We start from the raw sequence: 15,853 nt of genomic DNA, 5'->3' as shown, positions 1-15,853 counted from the left end.
CTTAATAGTGATAGGGGCTGGCGTCAATCGCACTCTGTTCGCCGTCGATTTGCTGGGCCAGCAGTTCAGCGCTGCCGCAAGCGAGGGTCCAGCCAAGTGCGCCATGGCCTGTATTGAGATAAAGATTGCTGACTGGTGATGCGCCTATGATGGGGATGCCAGTGGGCGTTGCCGGGCGCATGCCTACCCAGGGGTGTATGGCGTTTGTATCTGCCTTGAGCGTAGGGAAGAGTTCCTGTGTTTCTGTGAGCAGGCTGCGCGCGCGGGCTGCATTGATCTGCATGTCGTGGCCGACAATTTCTACCCGGCCTGCCACACGCAGGCGATCACCTATGCGGGCATAGACGATTTTTCTGGCGCTGTCGGTGATGCTGACGCTGGGCAGGCTGGCATCTGCCGCTGGCGCATCCAGCGTGATGCTGTAGCCCTTGAGCGGATACACGGGCAAGCGCAAGCCTGCCCTGGCAGCCAGGGTGGCGGCATGCGAACCATTTGCCAGCACAAAGGCATCTGCACTGATATCGCCCCGGCTGGTTTGCAGCGCCTGCAGTTTGCATGCCTGCACGAGCATGCCATTGACCTGGATGCCATACAAAAACTTCACCTTAGGATAATTGTGTATCAATGCCTGCGACAATTGTCTGCAAAAGCGAGCACAGTCACCAACATCTTCAGATGGCGTATAAACGCCGCCCACCCAACGGGCGGCTGCATGTGCCAGCGCAGGTTCTATATCGAGACAAGCCTGGGTTGATAAAACTTGCTGCTCACAACCCAGTTGCGCCTGGTAAGCGACTTGCGCAGCCGCAGCCTTGAGTGCAACATCAGATGAATACATGACCAGCTTGCCTGCCTGGCGCAAATCAAAATTCAAGGCCAGTTGCGCCTGCAGATTCGCCAGGCAGTTACGGCTATAGAATGCCAGGCGCAAAAGTTCAGCCGTGGTCTGCCGCGATTTGCGCTGGTTGCAGGCGAGTAAAAAACTGCACAACCATTTCCACTGCGCCAGTTCAAGGGCCGGGCGCCAGCTTAAAGGCGAATCGGGGTTCAACAGATAAGAAGGCATGCTGGCCCATACTGAAGGATCAGCCAACGGCGCAACATAAGAGTAACTGAGCTGCGCCCCATTGCCAAAGCTGGCACCTTCTCCGGCACCGTCATGCGCCTCGACAATGCTGACATCATGGCCACGCCTTGCCAGTGAATACGCAGTGGTGAGGCCGATGACACCTGCGCCGATGATACAAACTTTCATAATAGATTTATTGAATACTTGGTGAGTGAAAATTATTCAGGCGGTGATAGCAATCAGCTTACGTGCAGCACTTTCTCTCGCCGCTGCAAGCAGGGCAGTGAACAGGTTTTTTTCGCCGGCATTAACCCGGTATTCAGGGTGCCATTGCACGCCCATGCAAAACGACAGCGACGGCACTTCTATGGCTTCGACCACGCCATCGTCGGCAATTGCGGCAATCTTGACTTGATCCGTGGGGCCAAAGACTGACTGGTGATGCAGGCTGTTAACCTCACAGCGACTGACACCCATAATCTCGTGCAGTTTGCTGTCCTGATGGATGTAGATGGCATGGCTGGCCAGATCGCAATCTTCAGCCTGCTTGTGTTCTATGCCGGTGGTAATATCAGAAGGGATGTGCTGGTGCAGCTTTGCGCCCATCTCAACAGCAATCAATTGCATGCCGCCACAGATGCCCAACACTGGCATGTCACGTGCAATGGCAGCACGCAGCATGGCTTGTTCAAAGGCGGTGCGGTCTTCTTTGAGTGCCATTTTTTCAGGATAGCGGGCGGGCATGCCGTACAGGGCAGGGTTGACATCGAACATGCCGCCGGTGATGAGCAAGCCATCGATCTGGTCGAGGTAAGTCTCTACCGCATCCATGTCATAGGGCAGCACCAGCGGCACGCCACCATTGTCACTGATTGCCGCGCAATAATTGCGGCGCACAAAGAACAGGGCTTCAATATCGCTTGCGGCAGCGCTGCGGTCGGGGGTGATACCTATGCGGGGCGGTGGAGAGCTTGTCATTGGTTTTGTTTTGATTGTTTTTGATGGGTTTGATGTTGCCATCATCCCTGTTCAAAACTCTCAACGCAAACCATGAATTCTATGTTCAGGCATTAGTTTTTCTAATGCATGATTTGATATTTAATCTAAAGCTTAAGTGACAGACATCAGATTTCATCCATCGGCACATCCAGCCCCGTCTTCACCCTGCTCATCGCCACAAGAGTTTTGAACCGTTTGACATTATTGCTTTCAAAGAAAAGCTGGCGCGTCAGCTCGGTGTATTGCGCCATGTCGCGCACGATGAAGATCAGGACAAAATCACATTCGTCAGCAACGTAATAACATTGCTGCACCTGTGGGCAGGAGAGAAAGGCGGCTTTCATGGCGTCGAGCAAATCCATGCGTTCGTTTTCCACCTCCACTTCGACGACGATAGTCAGCGGGTAGCCCATTGCATCGGGGCGCAGTTGCGCGCTGTAGCGTTCTATGACCTTGTCATCACTGAGGCGCTTCAGGCGGCGGTTTACTGCGGCGGTGGAGAGATTAACCCTTTCTCAACCCTCCCCTTGAAGGGGAGGGGATAATTTGTTATTATTTTGTTACCAATGTTCAATCACAGATACCATATCAATCCGCCACCTTATCAGACGGAAACTGAAACGAATTTCGCAATAGTGCATTCATCGGCATATCCAGGTTCACACCAGATGGCGGGATGGGATTGTTGAACCATTTCTTGTACAGCTTTTCAACGTCGCCGTTATAAATGATCCTGGCCATTTCTGCATCCATGAGCTTCTTGAGTTCGATATCGTTTTTGGAAAACATGATGGCATACGGCTCCACCGTTAGCGGGCTGGCGACGACCTGATAGTCTGCCGGGTGAGCGGACATGGCCTTGAGGCCATACAGCAAGACATCATCCATCGCAAAGGCATCGGCCTTGCTGGTTTCTACCTGGTGAAAAGATTCCAGGTCATCCTTCGCTTCCAGCAGGGTGATGCGCAAGGCACCCACGTCATTGCGTTCAGCAATCGATTTGGCATTGGTGGTGGCCGCCGTGGTGACGATAGTCTTGTTGCGCAAGTCTGCCCAGTTGCGTATGCCAGAATCTTTTTTCACCAGCATCTTTGCGCTGGCAATAAAATTCGCAATCGTAAAACCCACCAGCGCACGCCGCTCTGTGGTGTTGGTGGTAGGCCCGCATTCCAGATCCGCCTGACCATCAGTGATGGCCTTGAAACGGCTGGACGGCGTGACCTGCATATATTCTATGCGCAAATCAGGCCGCTTCAGTTGCAGCCTGATGGCATCGACCAGCTTGAGGCAGATATCTACGGTATAACCCAGGGGTTTGCCATGATTGTCTTTGTATGAGAAAGGAATCGACGCCTCCCTGGTTGCCAGCACTATCCTGCCACTGCGGGTGATACGTTCCAGTGTTTCGCCCGCCATTGCTGAGTTGCTGATGCTGATAGCGGCCATCGACAACATGACTGTCAGTTTTCGGATAGAGTGGGCCTGCATGAAATTTCCCCATCGTGTTCAAGATGCCGGCGATTGTGGGGGCTTGCAGCCTTGCTCAACAAACGAAAATTTCTAATCAGGCCTATTAGCGGGGCTATTGGGTTTTGTTGTCGCTGACGCTTGGTTTGGTTACCGGGTCGTTTGGTATATCCACGATTGCCTGGGCTGTTGGTACATCTTTCTCGGTTTCCAGTTTGACGATGGCACCGCTGCAATCAGTGATCCTGACTTGCAGGCCTTCCTTGATGGGGTCATTGTCACTTCCGCTGACATGAAAGTCGGCGGTATTAAGCCACCTTCGATAGGGGTAGTGTTTGGGCCAGACATCAAATGAACTTGGCGGGTCCCCCTTCTTTTTATGCAAAACCAGGTTCTCAATCTTGCCTTCGATAATTTCGCATTTTCCTGCATCATATTCAGCGCGCAGCTCTGTATAGGCAAGATAGCCGTCCCGAAATGCCACCCAGCTTGTGAGCAGGCCAATACCGAGAAAGAGATAGGGTAGAAAAGGGGCTGGTTTATCCGGGCGTGAACTCCAGCTATACGCAGGCAGGCCACGCCGCTTGCGCGAGATATTCAGGGCGATGCCAACTACACCGATACTCAGGGGAATGAGCGGGACAGGCGTCAGGAAATCTGGCCATACTTTTTGGGTCAAGTCAAAATACAGGGTGTAGCTCATGGTGAATGTGCGGTGTCTGGCATGTCTTGTATATTTGCTACATTGTAACAGGACGGCTGTTTTGAGTCGGATATGCCTTCAGGATGAATAGATAAAATCAGCCAGTCTTCATAGTGAAGATGTGACAGGGTGAATAGATAAGTGAATAGATTCGTGAATAGATTCGTGAATAGATTCTATGGTAGCTTGATTCGTTTATTGCAATATAGCCTAAGCCTATATCCTCCACCCGGCTTTCAAACTTATAATCAGACAAGACATCACTTTCAGAATATGCCATGCGCACCCAAAAGCTTGTTACTCCCCTGGTTTTACATGCACTCAAATACTTTGATGCCGCAGCGCGCAATCTCAGTTTTACGCGGGCGGCGGCGGAGTTGCATGTGACCCAGGGGGCGGTCAGCCAGCAGATCAAGGGGCTGGAAGAGCAGATAGGGGCGCGCCTGTTCGTGCGCATGACGCGCAGCCTGCGGCTGACGCGCGAGGGCAGTGAGCTGCACAGGGTGGTGAATCGCCTGCTGCAAGAACTGGAACTGCAATTGCAGGCGATACAACCGAGCCTGAACAACAAAAGCGTGGCAATACGTTCATCTCCCTCATTCTCGATGATGTGGCTCATGCCCAGGCTCAGTGGTTTTGGGCGGCTGTATCCAGAGATAGAAATCCACTTGCGTGGTGAGCTGTTTGGCATGAGTGCGCTGAAGATGAGTGCAGAATCCATCGACATCCTGGTGCTGTACGGCCAGGGGCCAGACCAGAGTAACCACCATGCCAGCAGGCTGATGTCTGAATACCTGCTGCCGGTCGCCAACAGCGATTACCTTACGCGTTACCCTGCGCTGGCGCAGGCATCGGATTTTACTGAACACATTTTGCTGCATGATGATTCACCCTGGGAAAATGCGCCACCCTATGCCGAGTGGGGCGAGTGGATGCGTATCTCCACCCAGTGCAATGACAACGAGGTGCAGGACTTTGTGCGCCACGGCCATCAATACAATCTCTCGCACCTCGCCATCAATGCAGCTACCTATGGGCAGGGCATGGCAATGGCGCGTACTTCATTGATACTCGATGAACTTGCTCAGGGTCAGTTGATACCTACCGTGCCTATCTGCGTCAAGGCCAGTGCGGCTTATTTTTTAGTCATCAATGAACATGTGGGTAATAAAAAGTCGGTCAATATCTTCAAAGACTGGCTGACCGAAGAGTGTCGCGAATTTGAAACACGGCGCGATGCTTTTTTGTCAGGTATTGCGCAGTTGGTCTGATTTTCCGGTTCGCTGCATCACTTCTTCGTGTTGCGCAGTATTACCCCTGCTAATCCATCTTTTCCCTCTTGGCCACCGTTCCTGCACTGGGCGTGGCCTGTCTTTACGCATTAGCCTCGCTAATTCATACCCTTAGAATAATTGCCTTGTGCATTGAAGTGCGCCAGACAATCATTCATCACCGAAAGGCGAAACCGAAAACAAATACCTAAAACCCATACAGAGGAATACTTATGTCCACGACCATCAAACTCATCGCCGCCGCATCTTCTGCAGGCATCCTGCTGGCAGGTAATGCCAGTGCTCAGGACCTGCTGGTAAGGATAGGCCATGTCAGCCCCTTGTCCGGGCCATCTGCACACATGGGCAAAGATACCGAAGAGGGCGCACGCATGGCGGTGGATGAACTCAATGCCAAGGGTGTGACCATAGGCGGCAAGAAGGCCAAGTTTGAATTGCTGTCGGAAGATGATGCCGGGGAACCAAAGCAGGCTACTACCGTGGCGCAAAAACTAGTGGATGCCAAGGTCAATGGTGTTATCGGCCACATGAATTCTGGTACCACCATCCCCTCTTCAAAAATTTACAGCGATGCCGGTATCCCGGAAATCTCACCCTCGGCGACCAACCCCCAATACACGATGCAGGGTTATAAGACGGCTTTCCGTGTTGTTGCCAATGACGGGCAACTCGGTGGCACGTTGGGCCGCTATGCCGTGCAAATGCTGAAGGCAAAAAATATCGCCGTGATTGATGACCGCACTGCGTATGGGCAAGGCGTGGCAGATGAATTCGTCAAAGGCGCGACGGGCAAGCTCGCCTCTGCCAAGATCGTCTCGCGCCAATATACGACCGACAAGGCAACCAATTTCAGCGCCATCCTGACCACTATCAAATCCACCAATCCTGATTTGATTTTCTTTGGCGGCATGGACGCAGTAGGTGGCCCCATGCTCAAGCAAATCAAGCAACTGGGCCTGAAAGTCAAGTTCATGGGCGGTGACGGTATCTGCTCGACAGATCTGGCACAGCTGGCAGGCGATGCCATCGGTGAAGGCAATGTGATCTGTGCTGAGGCGGGTGGGGTAGAAGAAGGCAAGAAGGCCGACCTGGTCAAGTTCAAGGCCAATTTCAGCAAAAAATATGGTCACGAAGTTGTGTTGAATGCGCCTTATGCCTACGATGGCGTGATGACCATGGTGGCCGCCATGCAAAAAGCCAATTCAGCCGAACCCGCCAAATACCTGCCAGAACTGGCCAAAATCAACCACAAGGGCGTGACAGGTGAAATCGCATTTGATGCACGTGGTGATATCCGTGACGGCACCCTGACTTTGTACACCTATAAGGGTGGCAAACGCGAACTGATCGCGGTAACACATTAATCGTTTTGTGAGTACGCATGGCGCCTGCGCTGTCTGTATGCGCCATGCATGTAAAGTATCAAAGAGAGTATTAAAGAAAGACCCAGCCATGAGTTTGAGCACAGCACAATTTTTACCCGCATCCCAATACGGCATGTTCCGCAAACTGGCCAGGGTGCTCGAACATTTTGTCGCCGCAGCTCCGGCAGAGGTAAGGCTGGATCAACTGGCAAAACACTGTGGCATGAGCAAATATGCCATCCGTAAAATCTGCCTGCGCCTGCAGGATGAAGGCTTGATCTCTGCAGCAGAAAACAGCCTGCACTGGAACCTCGCCAAACCTGCGGGTGGCATCACGCTGGAAGACGCCTGGCGCATCAGCATGACAGATACATCGCGTGCCAGCACCACGGCGCCCGTAACAGGAAAATTCACCACGGAAATGGATTTACTCATCACCCAGGCCTTGTGGAACATAGACCAAAGCATCAGCTCACACCTGCGCTGCGTGCAGCTTGACCGCGTCAGCCAGTCACAAAGAACAGCACGCCGCTGGGGCCGTCGCGGCGTGCGCAAGGTCAAGAATTTTTTGTGAGCGCCTGATAAGATTTCAGGCTCGTAAGGTGCGCGGTGCGCACCTTTTCATGCTCAATATTTTGCGATGATCCAATTCAAAACCCGGTGCGCATGGCGCACCCTACCGGACGTCGAATACACATATCAGGTTAAGCCGCTCCGGCAGTTGATAGCAAACCAGTAGGGTGCGTCTTGACGCACCGTTTTTCACTTTGATCCATCCTGATGATTGACGATATGGTGCGTCAAGACGCACCCTACAAAAAACGACGCCATGCATCAAGCAGGCGTCGTTTTTTATTGTTCCTACGCGCGTAACGCATGAGCCTGGCATTCGGTTGACAGGTGACATGCCGTTTAGAACAACAACACTAAGCCCCATGTTCTGTGGTTTTTTGCGTCAACGCAATGTAGCCGGGCGGCGTTTTTGGCTTACGTAGCGACACTACGAGACGCAAAACGAAACGCAAAACGAAGTACAAAACTTAGCAAGCAACCCAAACATAAAGAGGGAAATATCATGAACAAACTGATCACCGCCATCATCGCTTCCACAGTTGTTATGGGTAGCGCCTTTGCACAGACACCAGCTTCTGCATCAGCCACTGCTGCTTCCAAACCAGCGACAGCCGCAGCAGCAGCGAGTGTAGCGAAATCTGCTCCGGCAGCTAAAGTAGTAGCCGCTTCTGCATCAGCCAGTGCTTCTGCAGCAGCACCAGCAGCATCTGCTCCTGAAGCCAAGCCAGCAATGCACACAGGTGAAAAAGCAGCGAAACATACCAAGCACACCAAGAAAGAAGCAAAAGCAGCAGGCGCATCTGCCGCCGCCAGCGCAGCATCGAAATAAGTTTTAGTCAGAAATAATCAGTAATTTTGGAACACCTGCCGGCAGCACGCGCTGCCGGTGAATCAAGTAAAAACAAACAAATCGCTCACAGACATATTAAGGATTATCACCATGAACAAACTCATTACCGCCCTGATCGCTTCCACAGTTTTGATGGGTAGCGCATTTGCACAGACACCTGCAACTACTGTAGCAACTACGCCAGCAAAAACAAGCGCAGCACCTGTAGCAGTAACAACAGAAGTGACTGCGACAGCCGCAACGACCGCTACACCAGCCGTAACGACACCTGCTCCAACTGGCAAGGCAGTAACGAGCACAGTGACCACTACCACTACAGCAGTAACGCCAGCGGTTGAGACTAAAACTGCAGCAGTAGAAAAAACTGCAGAGAAACATGAAAAGCACGTCAAGCATGAAAAACATGCGAAGGCAAAGACTGAAGTGAAAACAGAAGTCAAACCAGACGTAAAAGCTGAAGCAAAAACAGAAATCAAGGCTGAAGTGAAAACTGATGCAGGCAAAGTGGCAACCGCAGGTACAGGCAAGACAGCAACTCCAGCAGTGAAATAAGTTTGCGGCGCGAGCTGTAAATTTGGTAGTAGATCAGGTAGTAGCTTGAGCAGTAAAATAGGTAGTAAATTAAGAGTAGTTCAGTAGTAATAAAAAACGCGCCATGGTGAGATATGGCGCGTTTTTTTCGTCGTGATATCGGTGCGCATGGCGCACCCCGCAGGTCAGGATTTGCGCATATCCTGGCGGCAAACATCGCCGTGATGCAGCCGTAACGTGAGGCGCATTGCAATGCGCCGGATGTGGGAGCCGGTGCCTGGCTTGCATGGGCTAAGGGATCACCTGGTTTGCGTACTTGAGTTCATCATGCTTTGTCAAATGAACCATGGCTGGCAAGGACTTCGCCTATAATATCACTGTTGCCCGAATCGCCTGATCGCCTCATCGACGTCTGATTTGAAATCCGCAGGTGAGGGATCATCACCACGGGCGCGGGCGTATCGTTTGCTATCGAGTTGCGCAGGGAAACTGGCCTGTAGTTCTTTTAATGCAGGCAGGGCGTGTCTGTCGCCTATGTCGGCTAATGTCCTAATGATATAGGCCTGCATTCCTGGCTTGCTGCGGTGCAGTTTATCAATCAGTGTATCGATGGCGCGATAGGATTTGGCATGTTTCAATGCCTCGATAGCGCTGAGCTGTACCAGCTTGTCACTGTCTTCCAGCAAGCTCAGCAGGGTGTCTGTTTCAGCCTGGCTTTGTGGACCTCTCAGTTTTGATAAGGCGCTGGCTGCAAAATCTCGTGCTCGGGATGATTTGTGTTTGAGTAAGTCATTTAATGCGGGTCTTGTTGCTTCTGACTTAAAATTGCCAAATGCAAGGCAGATATAAACGATTTCTTCTGGGCCTGCATCATGCAACTTGTCTATGAGTAAAGGGATGGCGCGTTCGTCAGGGTCCATGGAGCCGACCATCGCTCTGAAATTCTCTCCTTTGGCCGTCATCAGAAATTTTTTCGTCTTCGCCCAGTTGTCTTCCATGGTTTGCAGTTCACTTGCAAAGGCATGCTGGCGAAATGCCCTGGCTTCTGCAAGGGTATCAACTTCCATATTTTCAAACTCACGTTTGTATGCGCCTGACTCATAAGAACTCAGCGTTACTTGCAGCAGATGAGCAGGACCACGGTACTTGGCTTGCGGCGTGCCGTCTTCAATGAAATAAGAAAACAGAGGCGTGGGGCCCTGATCCTTGCAATCCAGGGCTACATACATTTTGCCGTTAAACTGCAAGATCGGCAAAAAGTGAGCGGGCCAGCCTTCACCCTCTTTCACGCCGTACTCTTTGTTAATGCGTTTGAAGAATTTGTATTCTTCTACGACCTTGTTCAAAGCTTGAAATTCATACGGAGGTGTGAAATCCGGGATGCCATTGTGCCAGCGATACATCGCTCTCAAGATCGGTGGCAGCTTGCAGGGCAGTTGCAGCTCCAGGGCTGTGATCTCCTGATCAGAAATGGGCGCTGATGGCTGGATATTGTTTTTGGAGAACTGCTTGTCCAGCCTGGAAAATAACTCAGGCAGATTGGCATCAGCATCGGGCAGGCTCACATCGACGGTCGGTTTGATATCCGGCATCGTCTTGATACCTGCGATAGAACTGATATCAGGTGTTTCAACACTGATGTCGATTTTCTTGTCGCAGGCAAGTAGCAGGAGCAGGCTTGCGGTGGTGATGAGCAGGCGGTGAAGGAATTGCATGATATAAAAGTGAGGGAAGGTGCGACGATATTCGCCAGAAGTGCAGGCATCTTTGAGATCGGCTGGCCTGGGTCGTGTTGATGACTTTGAATTTGCTATGGTGAGCCTAAGCCCCCACCCGGTTACGTCCCGCCTGTTTGGCTTCATACAGTTTCTGGTCGGCCTTGGCGATGAGTTCATCGATGCTGTGCTGGTCGCCGGGCACGATGGCGGCTACGCCTATGCTGAGGGTGATGGTGTCGCTGTCTGCGACCTTGGTTGAACTGTGCGGGATGGCCTGGTCGGCGATGGCGCGCAGCATGGTTGAGGCCTTGCTGATGGCGCTCTGCAGTTCGCATTCAGGCATGAGGCAGATGAATTCTTCGCCACCGTAGCGGGCGACGATATCATGCGGGCGTCGGAATCCTGCCTGCAGGCAGGCTGCCACGGCTGCCAGGCAGGTATCACCCTGCTGGTGACCATAGGTGTCGATGTACTGCTTGAAGCTGTCTATGTCTATCATCAGCACGGCCAGGGATTTGCCGTTGCGCTGGCAATGCCGCCATTCCCTGGCGATGGCCTGGTCAAAGTTGCGACGGTTGGCAAGACCTGTCAGCGGGTCGGTGAACACCAGTTTTTTGAGCAGGTCGCGTTGCAGCTTGAGGGTGACATGGGTGTGCACGCGGGCGCGTACGACGTCGGGGTTGACAGGTTTGCTGATGAAATCCATGCCGCCGGCCATGAGGGCACGTGATTCTTCGCTGGCGTCGTTCTGGGCGGTGACAAACAATACCGGGATGTCGGCGGTTGGTTCTTCATGCTTGAGCTGGGCGCAGACTTCGAGACCATCCATGTCAGGCATCATGATGTCGAGCAGGATCAGGTCGGGCGGAGTTTTCCTGCAAAAATCGAGGGCGCTCTGGCCGCTGGTGGCCATGAAGACTTCATGGTCGCTGGCAAAAATCTGGTGCAATGCCTGGATATTGATGACCTCGTCATCGACGATGAGTATGCGTGGCCGGTAAGCGGTGAACTCAAGTTTTTCTGTCAGGTTGTCCAGAGTTTTTGTGAGGGGCATGTTTATACGTGTTGCTGGCGTTTGTGGCTACTTGAATATCTCGTCAGCATAGCATTTGTGCTGGCGAACGCAAACGGATTTTGCCGCATTGCAAAATTTACACCTTTATCTCGTCGAGCAGTCTGAGGGCGGTGACAAAGTCCAGGTCCAGCATGGCGGCCTGCATGGCCTGGCGGCGCTCGCCGGACAGGTGTTGTTGCAGGCCGGCTTGCAGTTCCTGGTAACGGGCGCTGGCACGCATGTTCTGGGTCTGGAGCAGGTCTTTTAATTCCTGCAGGTCGCCAGGCTTGATCGGGCTGGCACCGTCGTCAGCTTCGGTTTTGCCGGTCATTTGCTCATTGAGCCATGACTGCACGCAGGAAATCGTCAGGCTGAGTTGCTGGTCGGCATGGCTGATCAGGTCGGGGACGCGTTGCTGGTCTTGTTGGTTTTGCTGGTTAATGGCGTTTTCCAGTGTCAGTGCAGCGGCGGCAAAGTCCCTGGCACCGAGCGTACCTATGCTGCCGCGCATGGTATGCAGGGTACGGGCGGCCTGTTGCGCATCGCCTTGCCGCCAGTGGCTGACGGCCTGGTCAAAATCCTGCCTGGCGTGGTTGATCATGTTCTGTATCACGCCTGCCAGGGTTTTGACGAGGGCAGGGTTGCCCTTGGCTAGCGCCATGATCTTGGCGGGATCAAAGACGCCGCTGGCAGTTGGTGTTGCCTGGCCGGGCATGGGTGCCGTCCTTGGCTCTGGGCTTGATTCTGGGCTTGATTCTGCTCTTGTCGCGGGCACTGGGCTGGTCTCTGCCGTACTGGCAGGCTTGACCGGGGCCAGTGCAGCCCTTGCGCCGCCAGTCTGTGCTGGCTGTTCTGCCGACAGGTAGCGCGCCAGTACGCCCAGCATCTGGTCTATGTCTATGGGTTTGGAGATGACGTCATTCATGCCAGCGGCCAGGCAATGTTCGCGCTCTGCCGTCATGACACCGGCAGTCATGGCCAGGATGGGGATGGGCAGGGCCAGTTCCTTGCGCAGGATTTCGGTGGCTGTCCAGCCATCCATGATGGGCATTTGCACGTCCATGAGGACGAGGTCAAACTGCTCTTCTGCGATCTTGAAAATTTCGACTGCTTCACTGCCATTGTTGGCGACCTTGATGCTGGCCCCGGTTTGTTCGAGTATCTTGGTGGCGACGATCTGGTTGAAATAATTGTCTTCCACCAGCAGTATGTGTTTGCCGCTGAAGCTGCCTGTGCCTGTCCTGGCGGGTGAGCTGCTATCGTTCATGGTTTGTTCATTATGCGGGTTTGCTGCAGCCAGTGTAGCAGACAGCGCCGGGGCACCATGGTGCAGGTGCAGGCTGGTCTCTTGCAATACATCATACAGGCTGGAGCCGGTCACTGGTTTGAGCAGCACGGCATCGGGCGCACCTGGCTTGTCTTCCATCTGCAGGGCGCTGCGGTCATAGGCGCTGCTCATCAAAATCAGGGGGATGCGCTGGCTGGTCTGCATGTCCTTGATGGCGGCCAGGGTACTCAGGCCATCCTGGCCCGGCATGTGCCAGTCTATCAGGATGGCGCAGTATTCATCTTCTGCCGCAGGTTGGCCGGCCAGGTGTTCGCGCACTTTTTGCAGGGCCTGCTCGCCGGTGCTGGCAGTGTCGGCATGCCAGCCCCAGGCTTCTATGGTCTTGGCGATATAGCTGCGGCTGGTGGCATTGTCATCAACGACCAGGATTTTCCTGGCCTGGTTACTGCCCGAGGCAGTGCTGGCGTTTTCTGCCTGATGGTCTTCGAGGGGCGGCGCAGTCTGCATGGGCACGCTGACGATGAATTCTGTGCCCGTACCTTCCTGGCTGTTGACGCGGATATCGCCACCCATCAGATCGACAAAGCGCTTCGAGATTGCCAGGCCCAGACCAGTGCCGCCAAAGCGGCGTGAAGTCGAGGCATCGGCCTGCTCAAAGGCATTGAACAGGCGGCTGATCTGCTCTGCCGACATGCCTATGCCAGTGTCACGGATGATGAACTGTATCAGCAAATTGTCTGTATCCTGCTCACTGCCCGGAACCGGCTCAGCCTGTTGCACCAGCAATGAGACTTCACCATTGGCCGTAAACTTGATGGCATTGCCGATGATGTTGATGAGCACCTGTTGCAGGCGTAGGGCGTCGCCTATCAGTTCCTTGGGCACGTCAGTGTCTATGCCCATCGATAATTCCAGCTGCTTTTCACCAACATTGACCGACATCATATTGGCCAGTGCACTCAGCACGTCCTTGAGATAAAAGCGGGTAGGTGATAATTCTATGCGGCCTGCTTCTATCTTCGAGATATCGAGTATGTCATTCAGTATGCCTAGCAGTGACTGGCCGGACGAACGTATCATCTGCAGATAATGGCGCTGGGTAGAACTCAGGTCTGTCTTGCCCAGCAGGTAACTCATGCCCAGCACCGCATTCATCGGCGTGCGGATTTCATGGCTCATATTGGCCAGGAATTCTGATTTGGTGCGGCTGGCCATTTCAGCCTGGTCGCGCGCGCTGATCATCGAGGTCTCCAGTTGTTTCTGGCGGCTGATGTCGGTGGCAATACCCAAAAAGCCTATGGTTTGCTGATGCTCGTCATGGATGCTGTTGATCACCAGGTTTACCGGAATATGCTGGCCCTGCTTGCTGATATAGGTCCACTGCTGGCTTTGTGGCAAGCCACGTCTGGCCTTGGCGACAAAGACCTCAAAACCTTCTACGGGGTAGCCCAGTTCTGCGGTGAGTTGCTCACCGATGGCGCTGACTTCTTCCTGTAAATGAAGTATGGCAGGGGTGTGCAGATTCACCAGCTCATCTGCACCATAGCCCAACATACGCTCTGCACCCTTGCTAAAGAGAGTGATCGTACCCACCAAATCGGTGGTGATAATGGCAAATTCACTGGCTGCTTCGACAACGCTGGCAAATTTGGCCAAGGCGCGGTTTTCTTGAAGTTGTGCTTCTTTTAATGGTGTGATATCGGATGCAAAAACATAAAACCCCTGCACACTGCCTTTGACTATGTGTGGGGTGTAATGGGTCAGGGCATTGTGCAGTTTGCCCTCGGCATCAACGACAGAGCGCTCAAAAATACGCGCTTCCCCAGCCAGCGCAGCTTGCATGTGTGCAGAGTTTTGTTCATATATTTCCGGCCCTACCACATCGCGGATATGCATGCCGCGTATCTGATCAGGCTTGAGCCTGAACCATTTTTCATAGGCAGCATTGGCAAAACGGTTATGCAATTGCTGGTCCCAATAGCCTATCATCGCAGGCATGTGGTCGATGGTGGATTGCAGCGATTGCTGGCTCTTTTGCAGCTCTTCAGAAAACCGCTGTCTCTCGGCATCTTTGATCAGGTTCTCATTGCGCGCTGCTGCCATCAGCATCGGCGGCACCGAGGTAATCAGGATGGGCAGATAGACAAACAGTAACTGCCAGCGCGCCACCCCACCCAGCGGCAGCACATGGCCCAGGCTCAGCATCAGCCCCAGGCAGGTGATGGCCAGCACCGTCAGCAGATGTGCTTCATCAAAATTGAGCCTGTGGGTAGCGAAGGTCAGTGCCACCAGGATGTACAGGAAGGGCAGCGGCAGGTACAGCAGCGTGATCACCACCAGCACCAGGATAGGCAAGGCATAACGGGCGAAGCGTTCCCAGTTGATGCGCGTGGCCCAGGTGGGTGCTGCTTCCAGCCGCATCCTGCGTACCAGCGGGTAAATCAGGATCAGGCCCAGTGAGGCCGACACATACCAGCCAGTGAAGATCAGTTCAAAGTCACCCAGGCCAACCCAGGCTGCCAGCGCTGCCGCCAGCGTGGCACTGCAGGCGCAGGGTAATAAAAAGCCCAGCAAGATCAGCTTCAACATATCGCTGCTGGAATGCTCAAAACCCTGGGCCAGACCCGCATGCCGTATGGTGTAGCTGACCAGCACCACCTCTACCGCATTGGCAAGGGTGAACAGGGTAGCTACTGCCAGATTATTGCCCGTCAGCAGATTGGCTGCCAGGCTCGCCACCATGGTCAGCACCAGTATCTGCAATTGCCGGGTGCGCCCCTGGCCGTGCATATAAGCCACTGCCAGTGCATTGGCAAACCACAATATTGACACCTGGTTGTCGCCCCGCGTAAGCGACATGCCCGCCACCGCCAGCACAAAGAACCACAGGCAGGCCGGGAGCAATACCCTGGCGGCAGGCATGGGATGCTGCTGGGCTGTCATCA

At 53.5% G+C, this 15,853-nt stretch carries 12 protein-coding genes and 1 pseudogene; 5 read left to right on the top strand and 8 right to left on the bottom strand.

Features of this window, described 5'->3' with window-relative positions; translation table 11 throughout:
- Position 1 precedes the first annotated feature (1 nt).
- The 5 genes and pseudogenes from UNDKW_RS20990 to UNDKW_RS20970 all read right to left on the bottom strand — a co-directional run bounded on the left by UNDKW_RS20990 (position 2) and on the right by UNDKW_RS20970 (position 4,238).
- Positions 2-1,255 (bottom strand): D-amino acid dehydrogenase, encoded by a 1,254-nt coding sequence (locus tag UNDKW_RS20990; protein WP_162060300.1) that lies wholly within the window; start codon positions 1,253-1,255, stop codon positions 2-4.
- A 36-nt stretch (positions 1,256-1,291) separates the two neighbouring features.
- Complete coding sequence (locus tag UNDKW_RS20985; protein WP_162060299.1) at positions 1,292-2,047, bottom strand: gamma-glutamyl-gamma-aminobutyrate hydrolase family protein; 756 nt, start codon at positions 2,045-2,047, stop codon at positions 1,292-1,294.
- Positions 2,048-2,193: 146 nt separating this feature from the next.
- Positions 2,194-2,580 (bottom strand): annotated as a pseudogene (locus tag UNDKW_RS20980) (Lrp/AsnC family transcriptional regulator); the annotation flags it as partial.
- Positions 2,581-2,656: 76 nt separating this feature from the next.
- Complete coding sequence (locus UNDKW_RS20975) at positions 2,657-3,556, bottom strand: amino acid ABC transporter substrate-binding protein (protein WP_162060298.1); 900 nt, start codon at positions 3,554-3,556, stop codon at positions 2,657-2,659.
- A 94-nt stretch (positions 3,557-3,650) separates the two neighbouring features.
- Positions 3,651-4,238 (bottom strand): hypothetical protein, encoded by a 588-nt coding sequence (locus UNDKW_RS20970; RefSeq protein ID WP_162060297.1) that lies wholly within the window; start codon positions 4,236-4,238, stop codon positions 3,651-3,653.
- Positions 4,239-4,516: 278 nt separating this feature from the next.
- On the opposite strand from UNDKW_RS20970, the gene UNDKW_RS20965 reads away from it, so the two are divergent.
- From UNDKW_RS20965 to UNDKW_RS20945, 5 genes are all read left to right on the top strand, one after another.
- Positions 4,517-5,509 (top strand): LysR family transcriptional regulator, encoded by a 993-nt coding sequence (locus UNDKW_RS20965; RefSeq protein WP_162060296.1) that lies wholly within the window; start codon positions 4,517-4,519, stop codon positions 5,507-5,509.
- 233 nt (positions 5,510-5,742) lie between these two features.
- Positions 5,743-6,894, top strand: coding sequence for a branched-chain amino acid ABC transporter substrate-binding protein (locus tag UNDKW_RS20960; protein ID WP_162060295.1), 1,152 nt, complete (start codon positions 5,743-5,745; stop codon positions 6,892-6,894).
- 88 nt (positions 6,895-6,982) lie between these two features.
- The gene (locus tag UNDKW_RS20955; RefSeq protein ID WP_162060294.1) at positions 6,983-7,468 is read left to right on the top strand and encodes a MarR family transcriptional regulator; all 486 of its coding nucleotides are present in this window, start codon (positions 6,983-6,985) and stop codon (positions 7,466-7,468) included.
- Between the two features lie 501 nt (positions 7,469-7,969).
- Positions 7,970-8,296: a cell envelope biogenesis protein TolA gene (locus UNDKW_RS20950; protein ID WP_162042741.1), complete on the top strand. Its 327-nt coding sequence runs from the start codon at positions 7,970-7,972 to the stop codon at positions 8,294-8,296.
- Between the two features lie 111 nt (positions 8,297-8,407).
- Positions 8,408-8,869 carry a hypothetical protein gene (locus UNDKW_RS20945; protein ID WP_162060293.1) on the top strand — a complete coding sequence of 154 codons (462 nt, stop codon included), beginning with the start codon at positions 8,408-8,410 and terminating at the stop codon, positions 8,867-8,869.
- A gap of 353 nt (positions 8,870-9,222) precedes the next feature.
- On the opposite strand, the gene UNDKW_RS20940 is transcribed toward UNDKW_RS20945, so the two are convergent.
- From UNDKW_RS20940 to UNDKW_RS20930, 3 genes are all read right to left on the bottom strand, one after another.
- Positions 9,223-10,563 carry a HEAT repeat domain-containing protein gene (locus UNDKW_RS20940; protein ID WP_162060292.1) on the bottom strand — a complete coding sequence of 447 codons (1,341 nt, stop codon included), beginning with the start codon at positions 10,561-10,563 and terminating at the stop codon, positions 9,223-9,225.
- 106 nt (positions 10,564-10,669) lie between these two features.
- A complete protein-coding gene (locus tag UNDKW_RS20935) occupies positions 10,670-11,620 on the bottom strand; it encodes a diguanylate cyclase (protein ID WP_162060291.1) in 951 nt (316 codons plus the stop codon).
- A gap of 97 nt (positions 11,621-11,717) precedes the next feature.
- Positions 11,718-15,851 carry a response regulator gene (locus UNDKW_RS20930; protein WP_232063444.1) on the bottom strand — a complete coding sequence of 1,378 codons (4,134 nt, stop codon included), beginning with the start codon at positions 15,849-15,851 and terminating at the stop codon, positions 11,718-11,720.
- Positions 15,852-15,853: the final 2 nt, after the last annotated feature.

This window comes from Undibacterium sp. KW1 (assembly GCF_009937955.1).
Classification (GTDB): domain Bacteria; phylum Pseudomonadota; class Gammaproteobacteria; order Burkholderiales; family Burkholderiaceae_D; genus Undibacterium.
The sequence above is the reverse complement of the archived record's forward strand: the minus strand, read 5'-3'. Positions and strand labels throughout refer to the sequence as shown.